This is a genomic window from Pseudoalteromonas sp. RW-H-Ap-1 (assembly GCF_048318575.1).
Lineage (GTDB): Bacteria > Pseudomonadota > Gammaproteobacteria > Enterobacterales > Alteromonadaceae > Pseudoalteromonas.
The window spans coordinates 36,849-60,832 of record NZ_CP166997.1 but is presented as its reverse complement, the minus strand read 5'-3'; the positions used below and the strand labels follow the sequence as shown (position 1 = coordinate 60,832).

The following is a 23,984-nucleotide window of genomic DNA, read 5'->3' as shown; positions in this document are numbered from 1 at the left end:
CTTGTAAAACAACATAAATTAAATTTTAAAGTTTGCCTGAGTGACCTAAAAATGGGACTTTTTTAACAAACAACTTAAATGCCTGATAGTAAATACCTCTGAAAATAGACCATGTCATCGCAGGAAAGCGCTTCAACAGCTTGCTCATTTGTTTATTGCACAAGGGTTGGCGCTGTAACCTTAATGAAGCATCAAAAAGTAGTTCTTCATCGCGCTTATTTTCTATACGTATCAGTATATTGTCTTTCTTTTGCCGCACAGTCCAATGATAGTTCATATCCAAATTCATAAAAGGTGATACGGAAAATACTTTCTTAAAGTTCACTTTTTTTGTAATGGAACCAAGTAGTAATGTCGCTCATTCCATGGAGTATTACTCACCTCAGCTACCATGTAACTAAATTCATTATCTTGATGACCAAAAAAATAAAAGTTAACTGGACTAAAATAAATACCCAAACAGCGTAATTGTCCTAGCAGGTATACATGACTAAATTTTTCATCTACGCCAAGCTGGGATAGCTGCGCTTGAGCACGCTCTATAATTGGCTGATGTTGGCTATCTGGTAACCCTTGTAAATAATCAGACTGCTCAAACTTTAATGCTTTAAAACCTGAAGTGCCAAGCTGCTTATGGACGCCATTAAGCGCATGAGTATTATTTAAATCAACCCACATCATATAAAGTGGGTAATTAAACGCATGATGTTTTACAGCAAAACGGCGATGCTTTACATCGCCTAAATACACTGCATTAGTCAAACTCTACTCCAAGTTGTTTTGCAACATCAACGGCACTGCGCACACCATCCTCATGAAAGCCGTTATACCAATAAGCCCCACAAAAATAAGTATTTTTTTGACCGTCAACCGTATTTTTCAGCTGTTGAGCAGCAATAGATTGTTGATTGAACACAGGATGGTGATAAGTAAACTCACGTAAAATCTTACTTTGATTGATCCCTTCTAAGTGATTTAAAGTGACACAAAATTGGGTATCAGAGTCTATCCCTTGCAGTATATTCATTTGATAAGTAACAACAGCAGCTTTGTCGGTATTATTATTTAGTAAATAATTCCAGCTCGCCCACGCTGCTTTCCTATCTGGTAATAATGATACATCAGTATGCAATACCACCGAGTTTTCAGTGTATGGGATAGCGCCCAACACCTTATTTTCTTGCTCGCAGGCATCACCGAGTAACGCTAACGCTTGATCTGAGTGGCACGCAAAGATAACTTTATCAAACAGGGCTTGGTGACCATCAGCAAATGTAATGGTGGCTCCCTGCTCGTCTCTGGTTACCGATTTAATATCAGTGTTTAACTGTATTTTATCAGCAAAACCAGCAATCAACGGTTTAATGTATTCACGAGAGCCACCCGGAATAACATACCATTGCGGACGGTTAGTAATGTCTAATAAACCATGGTTAAAAAAGAATTTTACAAAAAACTCTACGCCCACGTTTTCCATTTCTTTAATGCTTGTCGACCAAATGGCCGCACCCATTGGCAAAATGTAGTGGTATTTAAAGAAGTCATTAAAGCGATGTTGTTGTAGCAACTCACCAAGTGATTGCTCAATGTATTGGCTTTTTTCATACAAAGCCTTGCACAGTTTATTAAAGCGCACGATATCGTACAATAGACGCCAAAACTTAGGTCTAACTATATTTCTTCGCTGAGCAAACAAACTAGTAAATGTATGCCCATTGTACTCAAAGCCAGTTGCTTCGTTATGAACGCTAAAGCTCATTTGTGTCGGTTTACGTTTTACACCAATACGTTCAAGCAGCTTTTCAAAGTAAGGGTATGTTCTATCGTTAAATACAATGAAACCGGTATCAACTGCATAATTAATACCGCTTTGGTTTACATCAACCGTGGCAGTATGGCCACCAATATAATCGTTCTTTTCAAATAGTGTGACATCATAATGCTTGTGCAATAGGTGTCCGCAAGTTAAACCTGATACGCCAGTCCCAATTATTGCTATTTTTTTCAACGGGTTAATCCTTTTGCAATTTTAAGCCAAAGCGAAAGTGGCAATATTCGCAGTGCTTTTAATATAAGTGTGAAACGATATGGAAAATGAACTTCTTTACGACGTTTTTTTACGCCTTTGATAATATAGTCAGCCGCTTTTTCTGCACTAACAGCCATAGGCATAGGAAAATCATTTTTGTCTGTAAGTGGCGTTTTTACAAAACCAGGGTGGACTAATGTTACATCAACATCGTTTAAATCTACCGCTAGAGTTTTAGCTAAATAGCTTACGCCTGCCTTCGATGCGCCATACGCTTCTGAACGTGGTAAAGGTAAGTAAGTAACACTCGAACTAACCATCACTAATTGGCCGCCTGATGTTATTTTAGGTAGTAGTGCTTCTAAGCAATACCCCATAGAAAGTAAGTTAACATTAATAACACGCTCAAAAAGGGCGCTATCAAAATTGCGTGCATCATCAACATACTCGCAATTACCAGCGTTAAGTATAACACGGTCAAATTGAGGGTAGCCTAGGGTCGCAGATTTAATATCTTGCAAGTTAGTTGCATCAAATTGGCAGGTTTCTATGTTGTTATGTTTTGCAAGTTCAGCGAGCTTTTGCGTATTTCGTCCACAGGCAATGACTGTGTCGCCCTGCTCAGCATACTTTATTGCAAGCTGTTCACCTATACCTGATGTTGCACCTGTAATAAGCGTAATCATAATTAACCAGCCCTTTTATCAATAAAGTTAATAATGTTGCCCAGTAATGGAATATGCTTATACAAAAGCTCTCCAGCGTTAAAGTAATCTCGGTGGTTAATAATTTTTTCACCTTCGAAAACAAGCTTACTGTGCCCTTGCACTGAAATTGTATTACCTGCATTAAGTTTTGGGTGAGAATAATGCATTGTCCAGTATACAAATGCATTATTATCGTTGGTAAATGAATCGGTTATGTCAAATCGACAATGCTTAACATTACTATATAAACCACAAAAATAACCTCTTAAATCTTCAAGGCCATTAATCTCATGCAGCGGATCTATAAAGTGAATGTTTTGAGCGTAAATTTCAGTTAATAAGTCTAAGTTATCTTTATCAAGCTTTTGATATATTTCTACAAATTTATCGACTGATAATTGGTTATCCATATCACACCTTAAATGCAGCTAAAGCCCTCGCTCGTGCCGCTTTATGATCAACAATTGCCGGCCAGTAACAGTGTTCATTTTTCCCCGTTGCTGCTAAGTAAGTATGTGGGAAATGAATGTGTTTATCTGGCACTTTTTCTAATTCAGGCAGATATTTACGAATAAAATCACCATTTGGATCAAAGCGTTCACTTTGGGTGATAGGGTTGAATACTCTAAAGTAAGGTTGAGCGTCACACCCGGTACTTGCAGCCCATTGCCAGCCGCCATTGTTTGATGCTAAATCGCCATCAATCAGATGCTGCATAAAAAACTGCTCGCCTTTACGCCAATCAATCAGTAGATGTTTAGTTAAAAAACTTGCAACCACCATTCTCAAACGATTATGCATCCAACCTGTTTGCAAAAGCTGTTGCATAGCTGCATCAACAAGCGGGTAACCCGTGCGACCTTCGCACCATTGCTTAAACTCAGCGTCGCTGTCACGCCAACACACACTATCGTACTTTTCGTTAAAGTTAGCACCGCGTGATAGTTTAGGAAATTCGGCAATTAAATGTTTATAAAATTCACGCCAGATCAGTTCGTTAACCCAGGTAAACGTTTTACTTTTTGAGGTGGTCAGTATATCGGGGTAATGTTGTTGTATATTAACCATTAATTGTTTACTACTAACAACCCCTAGTGCTAAATAAGGGCTTAAGCCCGAGGTCCCTTTTACGCTTGGTATGTCTCGTACGTCATCATAGCTTGCTAATTTATCGTGAATAAAATTATCGACTACAGTTGATAAAGTATCATCGTCAACAGGCCATTTTATTGAGCTTTCATCACCACTTAGTAACTCACACTGTTCGATTTCTATCGGCTCTTCAGATAACGGCCACAGTAATAAACTAAAGTGTGTATCTTGATACTGCTTTAACCATGCGCGTTTAAACGGTGTAAATACTTTATACATTTCATTATTTTGAGTGCGTACACTACCTACGGGAGCAATGATATCACCCTCGTATAAAGTAAATGTTATTTGCTGTTGGTCGCACTGTGCCTGAATCGCTTTGTCCCTATTAAATTCATTTAGCTCATACTCAGTATTGGCTATTATGTGTTTAATATCGTGTTGCTGACAAAAATCGAGAAGTTTAGTTTGGCTATCAGCAAAAAAAGGGGCGTCTATTACATGCAAATTTACGCCATATTTGGCAAGTTTTTCGCGAATATAACTCACCCTGCGTTTAAGTAAGTCAATTTGAATGGCAGCAGTATTATGCTGTGCCCATTGTTTTTCGCACACAAAAAAAATGGCGTGTTTAGCACCATTATTTAGCGCTTCAATAAGCGCCTCATTAGAAAAAAGGCGCAAATCGCGCCTAAACCAAAATAGTGTATTCATTACAAACCGTAACGTAGCTTAAGTTCATTAGGATAAGGGTTAAAGTAAATTTGCTTACTTAAATACTCATTTGGATGAACTTTCAAATGGTGTTTAAGCAATGTTAATGGTACATATAGCGGCACCAATCCTTGGCGATACTCATCAATTGCATCTCGCATTTCTTCCTTTTCGATTTTTGATAAATCTTTTTTGAAGTAACCTTGCAAATGCATCAACGTGTTAGAATTATTTTTTCTTGAAGCAGGACGCTTAAGCGCTGTCATTAAGCCCAGAATGTACTCGTCGGCCAAAGCATTAACATCGTCACCAACAAACGTTCCGAGTAGATTGCCTAAATCACGATACGCTTGATAATTATGAGCCATTAACAAATATTTGTATTGAGCATGGAACTGGGTCAAACGATGCACAGTAACGGGCTCTTTCACTAACTGTTGCCAGTTATGTAATGTATAAACACGCATTACAAAGTTCTCGCGTAAGTGAACATCGTTCAAACGTCCATTTTCTTCGCAAGGTAGTAAGGGATTATGTTTCATAATTTGTTCAGCAAAGAAGCCCACGCCTTCAGAAGTGTTACCGGTTCCTGCTTCATTGTAGATTTTTACCCGTTCCATGCCACAGCTTGGGCTCTTAGCACAAAAAACGAATCCGCTTAGATGCCCTGCTTGTTCTGTAGCTATTTTTTTACCATATTCTGTGAGCTGTGGGCCAACATCTCCCGTGCCATCCGGACGACACACTTTGATAGTATCGCCTGTTTTTACTTGACGAATAGTTGGACGAGGTATTGGTAATCCTACCGCAACCTCTGGGCAATACATTTTATATTCAACATGCTTGGCCAGTTCTTCCATACAAAAATTTGATTTTTTATGGCCACTGTCAAATCTTACCTTTTCGCCTGCCAAGCAAGCGCTAATACCTATTTTTATTGTATCTGTTTGCATAGATTCTCTTAATAAATCAAGCCACCAATTGGGTTAAGTAACTTGCTAAGTCCTTTATTGAAATGTAGCGCACTACTAACAACAGTAAAGCACAAACATCCCTCTTTTGTTAGGGGGTATGTTGATGACGGCCATCTTGCCAGATAAAGTCACCAGGAACATAACTGCCCTCTTCGTCTGTAAATTCACCGTCAAGCAGTAAAGTAACCTCAAAGCCGGTATGTGTGTGCTCCGGAATTTCTCCACCAGCATCTATATGTAACAAGCTTGAACGTAAATGGCCATCATCAAGTGCAATACGAGAACGCGCAAGCTTACCTACTTGGGTAAATTTACCATGCGAGATCCGTGTTAAAGCTCTCGGCAAGCTGTAGTTGTGTTCATTAACATTTATGCTAACAGGTTCTACAGAATATACTTCATCAATCGAGTCATCGGCCGTGATCATATCAAGTAAACTTGATTCAATTACATCATCGGCTTGCTCATCAGTTGTCACATCCATATTGTCACTAAATACTGCCCGCGCATTAGCTGCCTCAAGTTTTTCAACTTTTGCTTGGCATATTGGGCACATATCAACGTGTATTGATACGGCAAGGCTAAGCGATGCTGGAAGTGTTGCTGCACAGTATTGTGTCAGTAGTGTTTCACTCGGGTGATGTTTAATCATGCTGATCTCCCATTTCATTACGTAATTTCTGCAAGGCTAAACGTAATCGTGATTTTACCGTGCCTACTGGAATGTTTAATTGCTGAGCTAACTGCTCTTGCGACATATCTTGAAAATAAACGCCGCGCACCACTTCTCTTTGCGCTTGAGGCAATTTGTCTAAATAACGTTTAATTTGTTGGTCTTCAAGGTGGTCGCTGTATTCGTGATGTGTATCTTCAGATTCGTTCAATAACGGCCAAATATCTTCGCTAATATTTTCTTCTTTGTTACTTTTCATTTTACGAAGCATATCAAAAGAGGCATTACGCATTACTGTGTAGACCCAAGTAGTAGCTGCACCCTTTTCACTATTGTATAAGTGGGCTTTACGCCAAACTGAAGTGAGGGTTTCTTGTACCAATTCCATTGCTTGGGCTTCTACACCAAACTGCTTTATGCCAAAGCGCTTGATCTTTGGTGCAAAATATTCAAACAAGTACGCGAAAGATTTTTTATCGCGAGATTGAGCTACATTAACTAATGCTTCCCTGAGTTCCGTACTTGGTGTTTCTGGCATGGCAGTGTACTTACCTGTGTTAGGTTCACAACTTAGTGATTGTTGTTGACTTACCATAGTAAAATGTCCCGTTATTGCTTTAGTGAATACCATTACGAGCAATGATTACAATCGGATCATAATTATTTTAGGCAAATTCGTTATTAATCACAGTATGGAGGAAACTGAGCAAGTTATCAAAGTTAGTCTCGAATGCAAGTTGTTGTTTTTTCTCTATAGAAATGGGAAGTAATTCAAGCCATCGTGCAACAATCCACGTGAGTTTATTAAACTTGGTGGTTTTGTAAAGCGATTGCAGATCGGGATTATTCGCAAAGACTTCTTCTAGTGTCACTTGTAAAAGATGGTGCTGATCAATTTCATGGTTATCTTTGTTGTACCAATAAGGCGTGTTGCAAGCGGATACATCACCGTGGCGCAGTTCCTGCTCATCTTGATAAACGTTATCTATTTGCACACTCTTAGATGCAAATACATCAATTAATAGCATACCGCTTTCGTCTTGATCAAAGTCAATAACATCCATTAAACAGCCTTGGGCGCTTATGTTTAACGGGGTGTCATGCTCAAAGGTACATAAAACAAAACCGCTATTGGTTTTTAATGCGTTTTTTACCATCGTTAAATAACGAGGCTCAAATATACGTAATCGCGTATAGCCTTCAGGTAATATAAATATAGGTAATGGGAAAATCGCACGTTTCATAAAGTCTACTTCTTTCAAACACTCTGCCTTTATCTACGTGCGCTTCATTCAAGTCGATCAGCTTTAGTTACATCGATTGCTTTACAGTGCAAATGCATCCGCTAATTAAACCTCATTCCCACATTTTTTATCATGTAAACCAAGTAATAAACACTCAGTATACTTGCCACAGGTGCCAACATTAAGGCTAATAATTCGAACTCACTGTTCATTACTCTTATTCCCTTTTTATTGCTTTGGTTGTGCTTTAACTACACGTTGTTTTTCGTCCATGTTGCTATTATCAACCACAGGATTAGTTTCAAGTAAGCCACCAAGGATAAGCTGCGAATCAAAAGAAACAGCTTCTTTTACTGACTTTTCAAGCTCATTGCTTACTTGTGATACATAAGTAGACACTGAGTTGGTTAGCATATCTGTAATATTTAAATCGACTTCTGTAGCGTTAACCTGAGTTGAACCTAATACAAGTAAGCTAGCGATTGTGATGTTGATTGAAGTATTCATAATGGTATTCCTTGTTTGTTTATTGGTTAGTACGCTTAGTTACAATCAAGGGCTATGCCACAATGGAAAAACTTTATAAACCATTGTTTTAAAATGATATAAATAAATTAAAAAGAAATCCACAAAACCTAGGTTAGCAATTTTGACCAATGAATTTAAAAATAAAACCAAATAATAGTGTGTTTTTTAATGTTCAGTAAATTAATGACTTTATTTCGTATTTGAAAATTTCAGCGTACACATGTACACTAAAATTTATTCGCAAAGTGGTAGGATCTGTTATGTCTTTTGAAGCTCCCTATTCTAAAAAAGAAGAGCTGTTAAATGTTATTAGTCATGCCTTAGGCATTGTATTTGCTGCTTTTGTTTTTTGGGATTTAGTTAAACAAACTAATAGTGTGAAAAGCTATGCAAGTACTTTGGTATATGGCAGTAGCTTATTTATTTTATTTTTATCTTCAACGCTTTATCACGCCAGTGTGCGCCCTAGGTTGAGAGCGTTTTACAAAAAATGTGATCATTGCGCCATCTATTTACTGATTGCAGGCACCTACACGCCCTTTTTGCTGCTGTCATTATCTGGGCTCTGGTCGTGGGCTACCTTAATCTTTATTTGGGCGGTAGCGTTTGCAGGCATCGTTTATAAACTACTGGTTAAAAATGGCAATAAAAAGGTGTCGCTGGCTACCTATTTATTAATGGGGTGGTTTGCATTGGCCATTGTATATCCACTTTATTTACACGTGCCTATCAATGCACTTTACTGGCTATTAGCTGGCGGCATATTTTATAGTGTAGGTACTGTGTTTTACAGCGCTAAAAGTACTCAATATAGCCATGCTATTTGGCACCTCTTTGTTATTGGTGGATGCGTCAGCCATTACATTGCCATTACCCGCTATGTGTATTAAGCAAAAATACACATAGTCTTTTTAAATATCCCCTCATTACCTGCGTTTTTAACTAATACCCTGCAAATGTACTTATTAATAACTAAAGTATAACAAAATCTATCTCATGATCTAAAACCTGTTTGCTATACTGTTTCTAGGAACTGAAAACGCCATTGATTTAAATGGACGCGGCTCATACCAACTCGCTTAATTAAGTATTATTGCGGGTTGGTATCAAACAACGCTAGGTGTTATTAATATTGTCATTATCTAAAACACGCCCACAAATATTAAGCTTGTTTATCTATGCAAGACTGGTGTTGATCACTTTTTTAATGTCAACGCTTGCTGCTGTGCATTCAATTTACTTACTTGATCAATACATTTATCAGCAGAAGCAAATCTCTATCAGAGAGGTTTCAGGTAGTTACGTAAACCACATTAGAAATAACCTAAATCAAGCGCTTTCTGCCGCCTACCCAATTGCGGCCTTAATTCGTACTCAAAATGGTAAAACAGAAGGCTTTGAAGAGCTTGCATCTGAAATGTTAGCGCTCTACCCTGGCCTTGCAGCTTTACAGCTTTACAGCTTTACAGCTTCACAAAAACGGTATCCTTACACACGTAGTGCCACTCAAAGGCAATGAAAGCGCCATCGGAAATAATGTATTAGAAAATCCACTGCGAACTCAAGAGGCCTTTTTGGCCAAACAAACCGGGAAATTAACCCTTGCAGGGCCGTTTGAGTTATTTCAAGGAGGAATGGGGGCTGCTGCTAGGTTACCTGTCTATCTTGACACTCAAGACGGTAATAAGTTTTGGGGGTTTGCTACTGCGCTTATACGCTTTCCTGATATTCTCCAAAGCGTTAACTTAGCACAACTGCCACAGGCAGGTATTGGCTATGAGCTTTCAAAAGTCATGCCCGATACAAATGATGTACAAATTATTGTTAGCTCACAAAACCAAAAAATAAAAAATACTGTCGACTTTAATATACAAGTACCAAATGGGATTTGGGTATTTAAAACTTATCCTATCAATGGCTGGAAAGATAGTGGCATGCTGTTATTTGGTGTTGCTATTGCAGCCCTGTTCATCTTTTTAACCACAGTCACTGCTTATTTAGTGACTCGCTTAAGAGCCAGTCACCTAAAACTAGAAAAAAAGTAACGCAACGTACTCATGCATTACAAAATAATATTAAGGCACTTACCGATACCGAAAGACGGCTTCTTCTGAGTCAAAAGGTAGGTGGAATTGCCACTTGGGAGTGGGATATAAAAACCAATACAATCCGCTTTTCTGAATATGGTATTAGATTAATTAACGGCAGTGTTAAGCAACTCGAAATGACCAAAAATGAATACTTAGCCATTATCTACCCTGCTGATCGTGCCGATGTCATAAGAAATATAGAACAATGCATTGACGATGCAAGGGAATATAATATTGATCATCGTATTGTTAATAAACACAGTGAAATTCGCTGGTTTAATACCAAAGGAACACTCGTTAGAGATAATCAAGGTAGTGCAGTCACTATGTTGGGTGTATCAATCGATATTACTAAACGAAAGCTAATTGAGGAAAAGCTGCATTTATCTTCGCGCGTATTTAGAGATACTCACGAAGGCATTATTATCACTGATGCAAATCGACATATTGTTGATGTTAATCCTGCTTTTTGTCGAATAACCGGTTACAGCCATGATGAGGTAATAGGCCGCACCCCAGAGTTTTTAAACTCTGGTAAACAATCAGACTCTTTCTATAAAGATATATGGCTACAATTAAACAAGTTTGGCCATTGGCAAGGAGAGATTTGGAACTGCAAAAAAAATGGCGAGCTGTATGCAGAGCTACTAACTATTTCCGTGTTAACCGATGATAACAACGTTACTTTTTACTTGGGAATATTTACCGATATAACCCAAGCTAAACGTCAACAAGAGCAACTAAGCCGAATTGCACATTATGATTTATTAACTAACTTGCCAAACCGTGTGCTACTAGCAGATAGGCTTAGCCAAACCATGTTGCAATGCCGTCGTCATAACAATTCACTGGCTGTGGTGTTTCTAGATTTAGACGGATTTAAGCAGGTAAATGATTCACATGGACATGATATTGGCGATAAGTTACTTGTTGCAATTTCTATCCGTTTAAAAGATGCACTGCGTGAAGAGGATAGTTTAGCCCGTATTGGTGGCGACGAATTTGTTGCCGTCTTAACCGATTTAGAGTCAATTGCCGAATGTGTTCCTGTACTCGAGCGGCTATTAGCCGCAGCAGCTAAACCGCTAACCGTGAACGATATTGTCTTAAATGTTTCTGCTAGTATTGGGGTGACCATTTATCCTGAAGATAATTTTGATGCCGATCAATTAATGCGCCACGCGGATCAAGCCATGTATATAGCTAAACAAATGGGCAAAAATCGTTATCACTTATTTGATACTAGCCAAGGTGATACCGTTAAGGCGCAACAAAAAGGCATCGCGCTCATTCGTGAGGCCTTAGCTAACAATTGGTTTGTGCTTTATTATCAACCAAAAGTTGATATGCGAACCGGCGATATGATTGGCGTAGAGGCATTAATACGCTTGCAACATCCCGAGCGTGGGTTACTAAGCCCTATCGAGTTTTTACCAGCCATTGAAAACAATCAACTAATGATAGACGTTGGCGAGTGGGTTATTGATACCGCCTTATCTCAAATTAATCAATGGCAATCATTAACGCCAAGTTTAACTATAAAAGTAAGCGTTAATGTTGCTGCAGTACAATTACAACAATCTGAATTTACCTCAAGGTTAACTAAATTGCTACTGACGCACCCAAAAGTAAATGCAGCTAATTTAGAGCTAGAAGTACTTGAAACTAGTGCACTAAGTGATGTAACCCATGTATCTAAAACTATGCAAGATTGTAAAGCATTAGGGGTTGATTTTTCGTTGGATGATTTTGGTACTGGTTATTCATCACTCACTTATTTAAGACGTTTACCAGCAAGTTTAATAAAAATAGACCAAAGCTTTGTAAGAGATATGCTAGAAAATTCTGACGACTTAGCAATAGTAAAAGGTGTTATTGCATTGGCTAAATCATTTAAGCGCAATGTCATTGCTGAGGGGGTAGAAACGCCAGAGCATGCAGCAACTCTTATGCTACTTGGATGCCACTTAGCACAAGGTTATGGCATTGCCAAACCCATGAGGGCAGAAGATATTCCTACTTGGTTAGACAAATGGTCTGCAGATGAGATTTGGGCTTTAACTGACTTACATAAAATTGATTACTAGCTGAGTTTTAGTTTATTACCAGCGGTACTTGGCCATATTAATACGCTGGTTAATAACAACAATGCCTTCAGCAATTAATCTCTCTCGTTGAATGTGATACTGAGGACAACTCTCAGTAAACGATATTTTACCTTGGCTATTAACCACTCGATGCCAAGGGATCGTCGAACCTTTTGGCATCTCTTTTAATAAACGACCTACCAACCTAGCATTATTAGGATAACCTGCAAGCGCCGCTACTTGGCCATAACTGGCAACACAACCTTTGGGTATACTCGCTATGATAGTATAAATTACAGTGTGTTTATCAATATCCATTTTTATTAGCGTATGCCTTGCTCAGTTGTTTAAATTGGTTCCATACAGTACGCGCCACTGGACCATGATGAATAGCGTGTTGCCTAAACGCTCTTATTTGTGCGCTAAATTTATGTTCACGGTCGGTAATAATGATTTCTTGTAATAAACCTGCTTTTATTTCAGATCTGCAATGATCTAAGCTCATCATTGCCCAACCAGCCCCAGAGAGTAAAAACGATTTTAAGGTAGCTACATCGTCTATTTTCATCATAGCTGACCCTTTGGAATATGAAAGCCTTTCACTGTCTATACTTAAGTCGCTTTCAAACATCGCTAAGCAGGGGTAGTTTTGTAGTTGAGTATAAGTAAGCTGTTTTGGTAAAACCCCTTTTGCGCTTACTATCCCAATATCGAGCTTACCTATGGGTAAACTTTCTAAATCGCCTGTTGCATGAAATAAATCAAACCACGGACCAATGCCTAGCTCTGCTTGTCCATTATTTACTTGCTCTAACGATACAAATCGTTTGCCGCTACTGATACAAAACTCGGTGCTGGTAAACTGTTTAAAAGTATTACTTATGATCTGATTGTAACTTTGCTTATGGCAAAGCTGTTCATAACAAATTTTATATTGCGGCTCATTACCTAATGAGAGCTCTTCCGCCAGTTTTGCAAGCTCGTCATTTGCATGCAGTAGCTGTTGGGCTTCACGATGGAAGATGCGCCCTTTTTCAGTAAGTTGTAACCTATATTTAGTTCTGTCTAAAAGTTCAAACCCTATTTGCGATTCTAAGTTTTTAATTGCTAGCGTTAACGCAGGCTGCGTTTTATGAAGCTTTTGAGCAGCCCCGCTCAAACTTTCGCTTTGTACTATGGCATCTAAAATTACTAATTGATTCAGCTTCATATTGTACCCAAAAACATCATAAATAAAATTTATTAAGTCTGTAAGATTTAATGAATTTTATTTTATATGTTTGCAGCGTATTCTGCACTTAATTAATTTGCCAATATTGCAACGGAGACAACATGAAACTCTTTCGTCTATGTTTATTAACGACGACCTTACTTAGCTTAATCGCTTGTTCTGAACCTGAGCAACAGGTTAAAGAAGAGCCTATTCGCCCTGTCAAACTTTTCACTATAGGTCACGACTCACAAATTAATATTCGTAGCTTTCCGGCTGAGGTAGTTGCAAACCAGGGCTCGTACCTTGCATTTAGAGTAAACGGTGAACTTATAGAGTTTCCGGTTCTTGCTGGCGAGCATGTTGAAAAAGGTGATTTATTAGCAAAATTAGACCCTGAAGATTTTCAACTGCAGTTTGATGAACGAAAGGCACGTTATGAGTTGGCAAAGTCGCAATTGAGCAGAATAGAACAGCTATTTGAAAAGAAAATCACTAGCCAATCTGAGTTAGACCAAGCTTTAGCAAATATGCAAATAGCTGAATCGGCTTTTAAAATCGCTGAAACCAACCTCGAATACAGCGAGTTGCGTGCGCCATTTGCCGGTACCGTTGCAAAGGTATTTGTAAAAAACTTTGAAAACATTCAGGCAAAGCAAAATATTTTACGCCTAGAAACTCGCGATTTAATGGACGTAGAAATTCAGGTTCCTGAAAAAATAGTGGCGCGTTTTAAAAAAGGCACTGATTACCATCCAACAGTTAAATTTGATGGTTTTGAAGATAAAGAGTACACGCTTGATATTAAAGAATGGGACACCCAAGCCGACCCTGCAACACTGACCTATAAAGTTGTATTTTCGTTACCAGTTCCTGATGATTTTAACTTACTGGCCGGTATGACTGGCCGTGTTTTAATTGATTTAAGTAAAGTAACTCGCTCGCAGATTGCTTATACCATATTGCCTATTGAGTCGGTTTTTTCTGATCCCCAAAAAGCGATTAACAATAATGCCTATGTTTGGCTTTACGATGAGCAAACAGGTCAAGTTCATAAGCAAGCTGTTGAAGTTGGCCAATTACACCACGATGGCATAGAAGTACTTAGCGGTATAAAAGAAGGCCAAATTGTGGTGTCTGCTGGTGTGCATTCAATAGAAGAAGGCATGAAAGTTCGCCCATGGAATAAAGAGCGAGGCTTATAATTATGAGCTTTGCACAACTTTCCATAGAAAAAAAGTAATAAGTTGGATGTTTGCACTGCTGCTTTTAATTGGCGGAAGTGTATCTTATTTTGATTTAGGCCAACTAGAGGACCCTGAGTTTACTTTAAAGCAAGCTATGGTTATTACCATGTACCCTGGTGCTTCGCCGCAACAGGTTGAAGAAGAAGTTACGTTTCCTTTAGAAAATGCAATTCAACAATTACCCTATGTTGATCATGTCACGTCTATTTCGTCAAATGGCAAATCTCAAATAGCCGTAGAAATGAAGAGCACCTATCGAAAAGAACAACTTCGCCAAATTTGGGATGAAATGCGTCGAAAAATTAATGACCTTTCGCCATCGCTACCCAGTGGGGTATACCCAAGCACCATTTTAGATGACTTTGGCGATGTATATGGTGTTTTATATTCAGTTATTGGTGACGGCTATTCTTACGATGAGCTAAAAGACTACACCGATTATTTAAAACGTGAATTGGTATTAGTTAAAGGGGTGAGTAAAGTTACTATTGCAGGTGAACAACAGCCGCAAGTAATGGTAGAAATATCTACCCGTAAATTAGCCCAACTTGGTATAGCACCTAGCCATATATTTGCTTTGTTACAATCTCAAAACACGGTATCTAACGCAGGAAAGATAAGAGTGGGCGACGAATCAATTCGTTTTCACCCTACTGGCGAATTTAAAGATGTTAAAGAACTTGAGACACTACTAATTTCTAAACCAGGTGCCAGCGAGCTTATTTACTTAGGTGATGTTGCTGAGGTATTTAGAGAATACGCTGAAGTACCTACTAATGTTATTAGATACAATTCTGAGCAAGCACTATTAATTGGTGTGTCGTTTATGAATGGCGTTAATGTGGTTGACGTGGGTAAACGTATAGATGCTCATTTAGCAGAACTTGAGTACCAGCGTCCCCATGGTATTGACGTTAATGCTGTCTATAACCAACCAAAAGAAGTAGAGACCTCAGTTGACGGATTTATCATAAGCTTGCTAGAAGCTATTGCAATCGTCATTGTTGTTTTGCTTATTTTTATGGGCATTAAAAGCGGCATTTTAATTGGTGGTATTTTATTACTAACTGTTTTAGGCACCTTTATTTTTATGAAGTTGTTCGCCATAGATTTGCAACGTATATCATTAGGTGCACTGATCATCGCGCTTGGTATGTTAGTAGATAACGCTATTGTGGTGACTGAAGGTATTTTAATTAACTTAAAACGGGGTCAAACCAAACTCAAAGCCGCTATAAATATTGTAGAGCAGACCAAGTGGCCATTATTAGGTGCAACCATTATAGGTATTACTGCGTTTGCACCAATTGGTTTGAGTTCTGATGCAACGGGTGAGTTTGCCGGCAGCTTATTTTGGGTGTTATTTATATCCTTGTTACTCAGCTGGATAACCGCTATTACCTTAACGCCATTTTTTGCAAATTTAATGTTTTCAGAAAATGAGTTTAAAAAAGCAAAAGATACCGAAGACGATTCAGATAACGATCCATATAAAGGATTTATTTTTAAAGGTTATAAAACACTCTTAGATTTAGCAATGCATTACCGTAAATCAACTATGTTCCTCATGGTAGTATTACTTTGCAGCGCTGTCGTTGGTTTTGGCTCGGTTAAGCAGTCGTTTTTTCCGGCCTCTAACACACCTATGTTTTACGTAGATTACTGGCAACAACAAGGCTCAGATATACGCGCAACAATAGACGGTATAAAGAAGCTTGAACGCTATTTGCAAAAAGAGGAACTTGTAGAAGAAGTAACCAGCACAACAGGCCAAGGTGCGCCGCGCTTTATGCTTACTTATGCACCTCAAAAGTCTTACTCGTCTTATGGACAACTTATTATAAGAGTAAAAGACCGCGAAGCTGTTGCGGTAGTTATGCAAAAAGTACGTGATTATTCACAAAACTCGGCGCTTTCAGCTGAGCTAAAAATAAAGCCAATGGAAATTGGCCCTTCAACTGATGCTAAAATTGAAGCGCGTTTTACCGGTCCAGATCCTGTTATTCTTAGAAAACTTGCAGCTGAAGCGGAAAAGCTTATGGCGCAAGACGATGGTGCGTTTAATATTCGAAACGATTGGCGTGCACGTACTAAAATGATTCGCCCACAGTTTAACGAGCAAAAAGCGCGACGTTTAGGGATCAGTAAATCAGACCTGGATGATGTGCTGCTTACAAGCCTTTCGGGTAAACAAGTCGGTGTATATCGTGATGGAACCCAGCTTTTACCTATTATTGCTCGCTCACCTGCGAGTGAGCGCCTTAATGTAGACAGCGTTCATGACTTGCAAATATACAGCCCTGTTTTAGGTGTGTTTGTACCGGTAACACAAGTTGTTGATGAGTTTATAGTTGAATGGGAAGATAGCCTAATAATGCGTCGCGATAGAAAGCGAACAATTACGATAATGGCCGATCAAAATGTATTGGGCGACGAAACAGCCGCTAAATTGTTTGCTAGAGTACGAGGCCCTATTGAATCTATAAAGTTACCTCATGGCTACTCTTTAGAATGGGGCGGAGAATATGAATCATCTAGTAAGGCTCAAAAAGCAATATTCGGCTCTTTACCCCTTGGCTATTTAGCTATGTTTGCTATTACTGTTTTACTTTTCAACTCTCTAAAACAACCTATTGTAATTTGGGCTACAGTGCCATTGGCAATTATTGGTGTAAGTGCCGGTTTATTAGCAATGAATGCACCGTTTAGCTTTATGGGACTACTTGGGTTATTAAGCTTAAGTGGTATGTTAATTAAAAACGGCATTGTTTTGGTCGATCAAATAAACTTAGAGCTTAGCGAGGGTAAATCACCCTATCAAGCAGTATTTGATTCAGGCGTAAGCCGCGTCCGTCCTGTTGCTATGGCCGCTATCACCACAATACTTGGTATGATCCCATTATTGTTTGACGTATTCTTTCAGTCGATGGCGGTCACTATAATGTTTGGTTTAGGCTTTGCCACCATACTTACTCTAATTGTGGTGCCGGTTTTATACACTATGGTATTTAGAATTGACTATCCTAAACAGTCTTAATAATTAATAAAAAAACGCAGCCTAGGCTGCGTTTTTATTATTAATACAAAACAATTAAGCTTACTTTTTTAAGCTTAAGGTGCCACTGCTCTTCGCTTTATTTACCGAAGCGGGATTGGCTTTGTGAGTATTAGATTTACCAATATAGGTGGTTGAACGTTTCTGATAAGGTGTATTATGGCTACTTTTTTTAGCTGGCTTATATGGTTCGTTACTCTTTTCGCCACGAGTCTTGTCACCTTGAAAATCACGCTTATGCGCACGTTTAGATTGTTGAGGTAGGTTGCCCTGAACACTATCGTCATACAGCGAATGCTCTTGTGTTTTCCCTGAATCAGCAATCGAGTCGTTAATAACCGCCATTTCTGCGTCACTTAAATGTCGCCACTGCCCTACTTTCAACCCTTTAAGGGTTACATTCATAATACGCACACGTTTAAGTGTAATAACCTCGTAACCGAGGTATTCACACATACGACGAATTTGACGATTTAAACCTTGAGTCAAAATAATAGTGAATTGCTGGGTACCAGTTTGCGTCACTTTACATTTTTTGGTCATAGTATCTAGAATAGGAATACCGTTTGCCATTTTATTCACAAACTGACGATTAAGTGGTTTATCTACGGTAACCACGTATTTTTTTTCATGATTATTACCGGCACGAAGGATTTTATTGACGATGTCGCCTTCATTGGTTAAAAAAATCAATCCTTCTGAAGGCCTATCTAAACGACCGATAGGAAAAATACGGTCAGGGTAATTAACCGCTTTTACAATATTACTTTGAATTTTTCGTTCTGTGGTACAAGTAATACCCACTGGTTTGTTATAAGCAATGTAGACTCGTTTTGGTGGCGCTTTTAATGGCTTACCATCAACCAATACCACATCGTCCTGCGCAACTTTAACACCCATTTCAGGTAATTCGCCATTGACAGTAACACGACCTTGCTCAATATATTTATCGGCTTCGCGGCGAGAGCAAAACCCTGTCTCACTAATAAATTTATTTAAACGCTTTAAGTCTGTCATATGGCAAATCTTCTTAAATATAAAGGCGCATAGTTTAAACTACTCAAGCTATTTTTTCGCGCTTAATTTGAGCTAATTTACGCCATAGGTATTCAAGCGGTCCTTGCTTAAAATAACGACAGTAGAGTGCTGTAAACATAAGCTGTACAACTACTAAGCAAATAGCGACAAGCCAATAATCAATGCGGTTAAAACTAAGCGCCCACTGAGGGAAAAGCACTTTAAACAATATTAACTGCATAATGGTTTGGCTTATGTATAAAGTAAACGCTAACCGCCCTACCTGTTGGATAAGCCTCCCTATTTGCGCGCTGTTGTTGCATAGTTTAACAATTAAATGAATATAAAGTAGCGCCACGCATAAGGCAGCTAATTCATTAACAGGCTCTTGTAACGCATAACCAATACCTTGTTCATATGACTCTAACACTAATCGCGAACTCGTCAGTAACACACTTAACACTACTAACTTAATTAGTCCCGACCTGCTAAATCCATCACTAAACACATTACATTTGTAAGCAACAATACCAATTAGCATAAAGCCAGCACTTGCCCACAGTAATAAAATAGGCACTGTTAGCAACATATAAATGCTCATTGTTATATTTTGGCTAAAATGAGCACCAATACTTTGATAATAACTATTATATATCTGGTAAAATTCGGGAGAATCCCTGTAGAGTGGCTCTTCATTAAGCCCTAACATAAACACTGCTGTGGCAAGTAAAGCAATAAAAGTAAAAAAGGCCGCTTTGCTTTTAAGCTCTTCATCCGTGGAATCTAAATAGTGTAATACCAGTAATGCTGACACCCCATATAAAAACAAAATGTCACCCGCCCACAGTAACAACCCATGTATTAAACCAAACACAGTAAGCCAATATAAGCGTTTTTTTAATGGCTCAATACATTGCTGTCGCTGGAACTGAATATAAAGACCAGCACCAAATAACAACGTAAATAATGTGCGAAACCGCCCTTCAACAAATACAAGGCTTAAGGTGTGTAAAAAATTATCGCTAGCTGGAGGTGTGGTGAGTGGAGTGTAATTGAGTTCAAAAATTGCGAAGGAATAGCAGTTAATAAATACCAGTCCAAGTACTGCTATGCCCCTTATAAAGTCCATATTATAATTGCGCAAATCCTATCCCTTTAAATATTATCTTTATAGCTATCGGCCCATTTTACAGCTTGTTTGTATAATTTTGGTAAAAAAGCACTGTCTAAATTAATGAGTGATACCGCTTTCTCAAGCGCCCACCAACTTCCAGTTTCATAGGCCTTTACCGTTTCCAGGATATAATATAAGTCATTTTTCTCGCCGGTTAGTGCCGCTTTAATTTCATCTGGGAATGGCAGTTTATCAACCAACAAGTCCATTGGGTTATCTAAAATAGCATCAAGAAGAGAAAACAGCCCAGTTAAAAATGCCTCACCTTGTACTTGTTTGGCGACTTTGCTGGCTATTAATTCACAAAAGCGAGCGCGAATAACACACATTTGCATAAGCTCTATCGGCTTAGTGCGCGCGGTGTGTGCTGTAACAATTAGGCTAACAAACTTTTTTAAACGTGCTTGCCCTAGGTAAACCAGCGCTTGTTTTAATGATGATATTTGGCTTTGCAGGGGAAATACACCACTATTTAATAAACGCAATAGTTTGTATGCTAGTGCTGCATCAAGCTCAAATAACCCGGTGATTACTTTCACATCAGGATCTGGCTTCATTACTTCTGAATAAATGGCAATGACAAGACCATAATTATAATGAATATCTTTTTGCTCTATCATTGCGGGGCGGGCAAAGTAATACCCTTGGAAATAATCAAACCCCATTTGGCGAGCTAATTTATATTCTTCATCGGTTTCTATTTTTTCAGCTAACAGCTTAATATTTTTGTGTTTTTTTAGCTTATTTACCACCAGTGGAATTTCATCCAGTGGCGTGAGCCGAATATCAAATTTAATTAAATTAACTAGCTTTAAAAAACGTTCCCACTGCGGTGAGTAAACAAAGTCATCAAGGGCTAATTTATAGTTACTGTGAAAGAGTTTACGGCATAGCTCGTAGGTATCGTCGGTGGGCTCTATGGTTTCGAGTAATTCAATAACCACATCTTTACAGGGTAAAAATTCGCATAAATCGAGTTTTAATGATTCAGGACCAATATTGATCAGCGCTTTTTTACCCGAAGTAATATGGCGAGTACCTAAGTTAAGCTGGTTTTCCATGATAAGCCTTGCTGTAGCTTGACCATCAGAAACACCAGGAAAGCAATTTTCAGGGCTATCGCGAAACAGTAGTTCATATGCAACTACATTTTGATTACGATTAAGGATTGCTTGCCTTGCCACAAATACCGACACATTACCTACTTTTTATTATTTCCACCAGACTAAGTAATTAAAGCGCAAATAGGAACGGATGTCACTGAACTTTAATAAATTTTTTAATATAAGTAGGTAATATAATCAGTTACAACGTCATCCCAACCAAAGCGGCTGTTCTTAGCGCTATTTTTTATCGCTTGCCATTCTTTAGGATTAGTTTGTTTTAAACTCAAAGCCTCAGATAAACAAACCAAAAATGCCTCTGCCTGAGCCAATAAGGTATCACCAGTAAAACTAAAACCAGTCACATTATGCTCAACTGTATCTTTTAAGCCGCCAACACTGTGCACAAGACAAGGCTGACCTGCTCGCATTGCCAGCATTTGGCTAATGCCACACGGCTCAAAAGAACTAGGCATTAAAAATAAATCCCCTAGTTGATACATTAAATCACCAACACCTTGGCCATAACCTTTTAAAAACAATAAATTGCTATTTCGTGCCATTGCAGTGGTAAATAATTGTTCTAGTTTTTTATCGCCCGAGCCCAATACAATCAAGCGACCATTATATTGGTTTATAACCTTGCATACCTCATCAATAGTTAAACTATTGTTGTGTGGCTGGCACAGCAGCAATACTTTTTGCTCGGTGAGCCGCCCTACACTGGTCACTAAAGGCCCTTGCTGCTCTGATGCCTTAAATTGTAAAACACGTTGGTGAGCAATATAGTGGCTGCTGTCTAAGTGTACGTTTTTTGCCATCCAACTAAAAAGCGTAGCTTCTATCTGCTCTAAAAGCTCGCTAAGCGTTGCCTGCTTCGGGTGTTGAGTTGTGTAATCACAGCCGTTGAGGATCCCAATCAGCTTGCCCTGCTCAGCCGCTTGTTGTAAATCACGCTCAAGTCCTTCACCACCAAAAAAACCGCCTGCATCGTTACTCGCAATCTGCACTTCTTGACTATAACTGGGTGAAACCACATGTACTTTATCGGCTAAATTAATAGCACTGCGCATGGGGTTAAAGCAATGAGGGTAACGGGGATCGCAAAGCAATTGGCCATCATAACTTAATGAGGGAAACCACGCTTCTAAGCTAGAGTCATCGTCTTTAAAAGGGCGAATACCTTGTAAAGCTAAGTTATGAACCGTGTACACCAAGCGCAGCTTAGCAAGTTTACGATAGCGAGGCTCAAATTTTAGTAACACCGCCACACAAGCACTGTGCCAGTCGTGTAAATGTAACGTGTTTGGTTGTTTTAAAACCCCTTGTAAAAGCGCTTCACAAATCGCGGCATTAAACACTGCAAACTTACTCGCATCAGTAGCAAATGGACGATTGTCATCATCGTTGCAATACACACTATGTGATTGGCTGAACAAAGGGTGGCTTATTACTATTTGCCTCACTGCATTTTGCGTTTGTGGAATCTCAAACAGCGATAAAACGTGAGAGGCTGAATTAAACGCAACATTGACTTCACCAATAAAACGGCGCTCCCCCAATTCAAAACCATAATCAGGAATAGCCACATCAATCGTTAGTCCCTGAGTTGCTAACGCTTTAGGCACGTCACGTATGACATCGGCAACACCGCCGACTTTGGCATTAGGTAACGCATCATTTTCTGCGGCAACCATTAATACATGCATTTACTTACTCTTATAGTTAGCTGCAAGGCTTTCACCTTGCTATTTAATTATTGATTTAACTTAGTGTCTAACTTTGTCAGCATCTCTCGGGTTACCAAAACAATTCCCTTTTTAGAGACTCTAAAACCATTGGCCTCGTCGGTTTTACGATCATAACCAATTTCTAACCCCGGGGGGATCTCACAGCTTCTATCAATAATGGCACGTTTAATTTTACACCCACGGTTAACTATAACACCGGGTAAAATAACCGACTCTTCAATAGTACAATATGAGCGAATATGTACATTAGAAAACAGTAATGACTTTCTCACTAATGAGCCTGAAATAATACAGCCACCCGATACGGTTGAATCAACAGCCATACCTCGACGATCGTCATCATCAAAAATAAACTTAGCTGGAGGAAGCTGCTCTTGGTATGTCCAAATTGGCCAAGTAGGGTCGTACAAATCCAATTGAGGCTCAGGCATAACCAACTCCATGTTCGCTTCCCAAAATGAATCTAAGGTCCCTACATCGCGCCAATAAGGTTGCCCTACTTGTGCAGGATCTCTAAATGGGTAAGCAAACACATTATGCTCTTCGATAATAGCGGGAATAATGTCATGACCAAAATCACGTCCTGAGCCTTCGGTTTGTGAATCTTTTTGTAATTGCTCAAATAAAAACTCAGTATTGAATACGTAATTACCCATTGACGCTAAGCATGTACCAGGTTTACCAGGCACAGAGGTAGGTTCGGCTGGTTTTTCGTCGAATCGCCGCACTCGATTTTCTTGATCAACGGTCATTACACCAAAGGTGCCTGCTGCTTCTTCAACCGCGACTTCTAAACAGCACACGGTCATATCGGCACCATTTTCTACATGCTTTGCTAATAAACCGCCGTAATCCATACGATACACATGATCGCCTGACAAAATCATTACATATTTAGGTAGTTCATGACGAATAATATCCATATTTTGAAATACCGCATCGGCAGTACCGCAATACCATTCATCACCATGGCGCTGTGATGCAGGTAAAATCTCAACTGACTCGCCTAACTCCTTTTTAAAGTGTCCCCATGCACGATGCACATGGCGTATCAGCGAGTGAGATTTATATTGCGTTGCAATCCCTACTCGCCTTACACCAGAGTTAATACAATTTGATAGTGGAAAATCAATAATACGGTGCTTACCGCCAAAATAAACGGCTGGTTTTGCTCGCCAGTCTGTTAGCTCATGCAGACGAGAACCTCGTCCGCCGGCTAGAATCAGTGCATAGGTGTCTCTGGTTAAATTACTTATATAGCGATTTGCATAACTGGGCATATTACTCTC

20 protein-coding genes and 3 pseudogenes are annotated in these 23,984 nt (G+C 39.0%); 6 read left to right on the top strand and 17 right to left on the bottom strand.

Going from position 1 to position 23,984, the window contains the following annotated elements; genetic code table 11:
• Positions 1-25: 25 nt before the first annotated feature.
• The 10 genes and pseudogenes from AB8618_RS16740 to AB8618_RS16695 all read right to left on the bottom strand — a co-directional run bounded on the left by AB8618_RS16740 (position 26) and on the right by AB8618_RS16695 (position 7,940).
• Positions 26-762 (bottom strand): annotated as a pseudogene (locus AB8618_RS16740) (DUF1365 domain-containing protein).
• The gene (locus tag AB8618_RS16735; protein WP_413403214.1) at positions 755-2,008 is read right to left on the bottom strand and encodes an NAD(P)/FAD-dependent oxidoreductase; all 1,254 of its coding nucleotides are present in this window, start codon (positions 2,006-2,008) and stop codon (positions 755-757) included. Before AB8618_RS16735 ends, AB8618_RS16740 begins: the two are co-directional and overlap by 8 nt.
• Complete coding sequence (locus AB8618_RS16730; RefSeq protein WP_413403212.1) at positions 2,005-2,715, bottom strand: SDR family NAD(P)-dependent oxidoreductase; 711 nt, start codon at positions 2,713-2,715, stop codon at positions 2,005-2,007. The genes AB8618_RS16735 and AB8618_RS16730 overlap by 4 nt, the downstream gene beginning before the upstream one ends.
• A gap of 2 nt (positions 2,716-2,717) precedes the next feature.
• Positions 2,718-3,146 carry a nuclear transport factor 2 family protein gene (locus AB8618_RS16725; RefSeq protein ID WP_413403210.1) on the bottom strand — a complete coding sequence of 143 codons (429 nt, stop codon included), beginning with the start codon at positions 3,144-3,146 and terminating at the stop codon, positions 2,718-2,720.
• Between the two features lies 1 nt (position 3,147).
• Positions 3,148-4,542, bottom strand: a complete 1,395-nt coding sequence (gene phrB, locus AB8618_RS16720) for a deoxyribodipyrimidine photo-lyase (RefSeq protein WP_413403208.1) — start codon at positions 4,540-4,542, stop codon at positions 3,148-3,150.
• Positions 4,542-5,495 carry a YbgA family protein gene (locus AB8618_RS16715; protein WP_036983978.1) on the bottom strand — a complete coding sequence of 318 codons (954 nt, stop codon included), beginning with the start codon at positions 5,493-5,495 and terminating at the stop codon, positions 4,542-4,544. The genes phrB and AB8618_RS16715 overlap by 1 nt, the downstream gene beginning before the upstream one ends.
• 8 nt (positions 5,496-5,503) lie before the next feature.
• Positions 5,504-6,168, bottom strand: a pseudogene (locus tag AB8618_RS16710) (ChrR family anti-sigma-E factor).
• Positions 6,161-6,784 (bottom strand): sigma-70 family RNA polymerase sigma factor, encoded by a 624-nt coding sequence (locus AB8618_RS16705; protein ID WP_010388914.1) that lies wholly within the window; start codon positions 6,782-6,784, stop codon positions 6,161-6,163. Before AB8618_RS16705 ends, AB8618_RS16710 begins: the two are co-directional and overlap by 8 nt.
• Before the next feature lie 70 nt (positions 6,785-6,854).
• Positions 6,855-7,433: an LON peptidase substrate-binding domain-containing protein gene (locus tag AB8618_RS16700; protein WP_413403203.1), complete on the bottom strand. Its 579-nt coding sequence runs from the start codon at positions 7,431-7,433 to the stop codon at positions 6,855-6,857.
• A 228-nt stretch (positions 7,434-7,661) separates the two neighbouring features.
• On the bottom strand, positions 7,662-7,940 hold the full coding sequence (locus AB8618_RS16695; protein ID WP_409425894.1) for a hypothetical protein: 279 nt from the start codon (positions 7,938-7,940) through the stop codon (positions 7,662-7,664).
• 281 nt (positions 7,941-8,221) lie between these two features.
• Between AB8618_RS16695 and trhA the strand changes: the two genes are divergently transcribed.
• The 4 genes from trhA to AB8618_RS16675 all read left to right on the top strand — a co-directional run bounded on the left by trhA (position 8,222) and on the right by AB8618_RS16675 (position 12,138).
• On the top strand, positions 8,222-8,851 hold the full coding sequence (trhA, locus tag AB8618_RS16690) for a PAQR family membrane homeostasis protein TrhA (RefSeq protein WP_413403201.1): 630 nt from the start codon (positions 8,222-8,224) through the stop codon (positions 8,849-8,851).
• A 242-nt stretch (positions 8,852-9,093) separates the two neighbouring features.
• Positions 9,094-9,480 (top strand): hypothetical protein, encoded by a 387-nt coding sequence (locus tag AB8618_RS16685; protein WP_409425892.1) that lies wholly within the window; start codon positions 9,094-9,096, stop codon positions 9,478-9,480.
• On the top strand, positions 9,461-10,006 hold the full coding sequence (locus tag AB8618_RS16680; RefSeq protein WP_409425891.1) for a CHASE domain-containing protein: 546 nt from the start codon (positions 9,461-9,463) through the stop codon (positions 10,004-10,006). Before AB8618_RS16685 ends, AB8618_RS16680 begins: the two co-directional genes overlap by 20 nt.
• Before the next feature lie 179 nt (positions 10,007-10,185).
• A complete protein-coding gene (locus AB8618_RS16675) occupies positions 10,186-12,138 on the top strand; it encodes a putative bifunctional diguanylate cyclase/phosphodiesterase (RefSeq protein ID WP_418157362.1) in 1,953 nt (650 codons plus the stop codon).
• Positions 12,139-12,153: 15 nt separating this feature from the next.
• Here AB8618_RS16675 and AB8618_RS16670 read toward each other — a convergent pair whose 3' ends face one another.
• Positions 12,154-12,456 carry an MGMT family protein gene (locus AB8618_RS16670; protein ID WP_409425890.1) on the bottom strand — a complete coding sequence of 101 codons (303 nt, stop codon included), beginning with the start codon at positions 12,454-12,456 and terminating at the stop codon, positions 12,154-12,156.
• Positions 12,446-13,348, bottom strand: a complete 903-nt coding sequence (locus AB8618_RS16665) for a LysR family transcriptional regulator (RefSeq protein WP_413403197.1) — start codon at positions 13,346-13,348, stop codon at positions 12,446-12,448. The genes AB8618_RS16670 and AB8618_RS16665 overlap by 11 nt, the downstream gene beginning before the upstream one ends.
• Before the next feature lie 122 nt (positions 13,349-13,470).
• On the opposite strand from AB8618_RS16665, the gene AB8618_RS16660 reads away from it, so the two are divergent.
• Together AB8618_RS16660 and AB8618_RS16655 are read left to right on the top strand one after the other, a co-directional pair.
• On the top strand, positions 13,471-14,553 hold the full coding sequence (locus AB8618_RS16660) for an efflux RND transporter periplasmic adaptor subunit (protein WP_413403195.1): 1,083 nt from the start codon (positions 13,471-13,473) through the stop codon (positions 14,551-14,553).
• A gap of 2 nt (positions 14,554-14,555) precedes the next feature.
• Positions 14,556-17,632 (top strand): annotated as a pseudogene (locus tag AB8618_RS16655) (efflux RND transporter permease subunit).
• Positions 17,633-17,692: 60 nt separating this feature from the next.
• Here the strand turns inward: AB8618_RS16655 and rluF are convergent.
• The 5 genes from rluF to glgC form a co-directional block, all read right to left on the bottom strand.
• A complete protein-coding gene (gene rluF, locus AB8618_RS16650; protein ID WP_413403191.1) occupies positions 17,693-18,667 on the bottom strand; it encodes a 23S rRNA pseudouridine(2604) synthase RluF in 975 nt (324 codons plus the stop codon).
• Positions 18,668-18,710: 43 nt separating this feature from the next.
• On the bottom strand, positions 18,711-19,796 hold the full coding sequence (locus AB8618_RS16645) for a DUF418 domain-containing protein (RefSeq protein WP_409426121.1): 1,086 nt from the start codon (positions 19,794-19,796) through the stop codon (positions 18,711-18,713).
• 26 nt (positions 19,797-19,822) lie between these two features.
• Positions 19,823-21,037 carry an EAL and HDOD domain-containing protein gene (locus AB8618_RS16640; RefSeq protein WP_413403189.1) on the bottom strand — a complete coding sequence of 405 codons (1,215 nt, stop codon included), beginning with the start codon at positions 21,035-21,037 and terminating at the stop codon, positions 19,823-19,825.
• Positions 21,038-21,120: 83 nt separating this feature from the next.
• Positions 21,121-22,653 carry a glycogen synthase gene (locus AB8618_RS16635; protein WP_409425884.1) on the bottom strand — a complete coding sequence of 511 codons (1,533 nt, stop codon included), beginning with the start codon at positions 22,651-22,653 and terminating at the stop codon, positions 21,121-21,123.
• A gap of 47 nt (positions 22,654-22,700) precedes the next feature.
• On the bottom strand, positions 22,701-23,975 hold the full coding sequence (glgC, locus tag AB8618_RS16630; protein ID WP_138607932.1) for a glucose-1-phosphate adenylyltransferase: 1,275 nt from the start codon (positions 23,973-23,975) through the stop codon (positions 22,701-22,703).
• Positions 23,976-23,984: the final 9 nt, after the last annotated feature.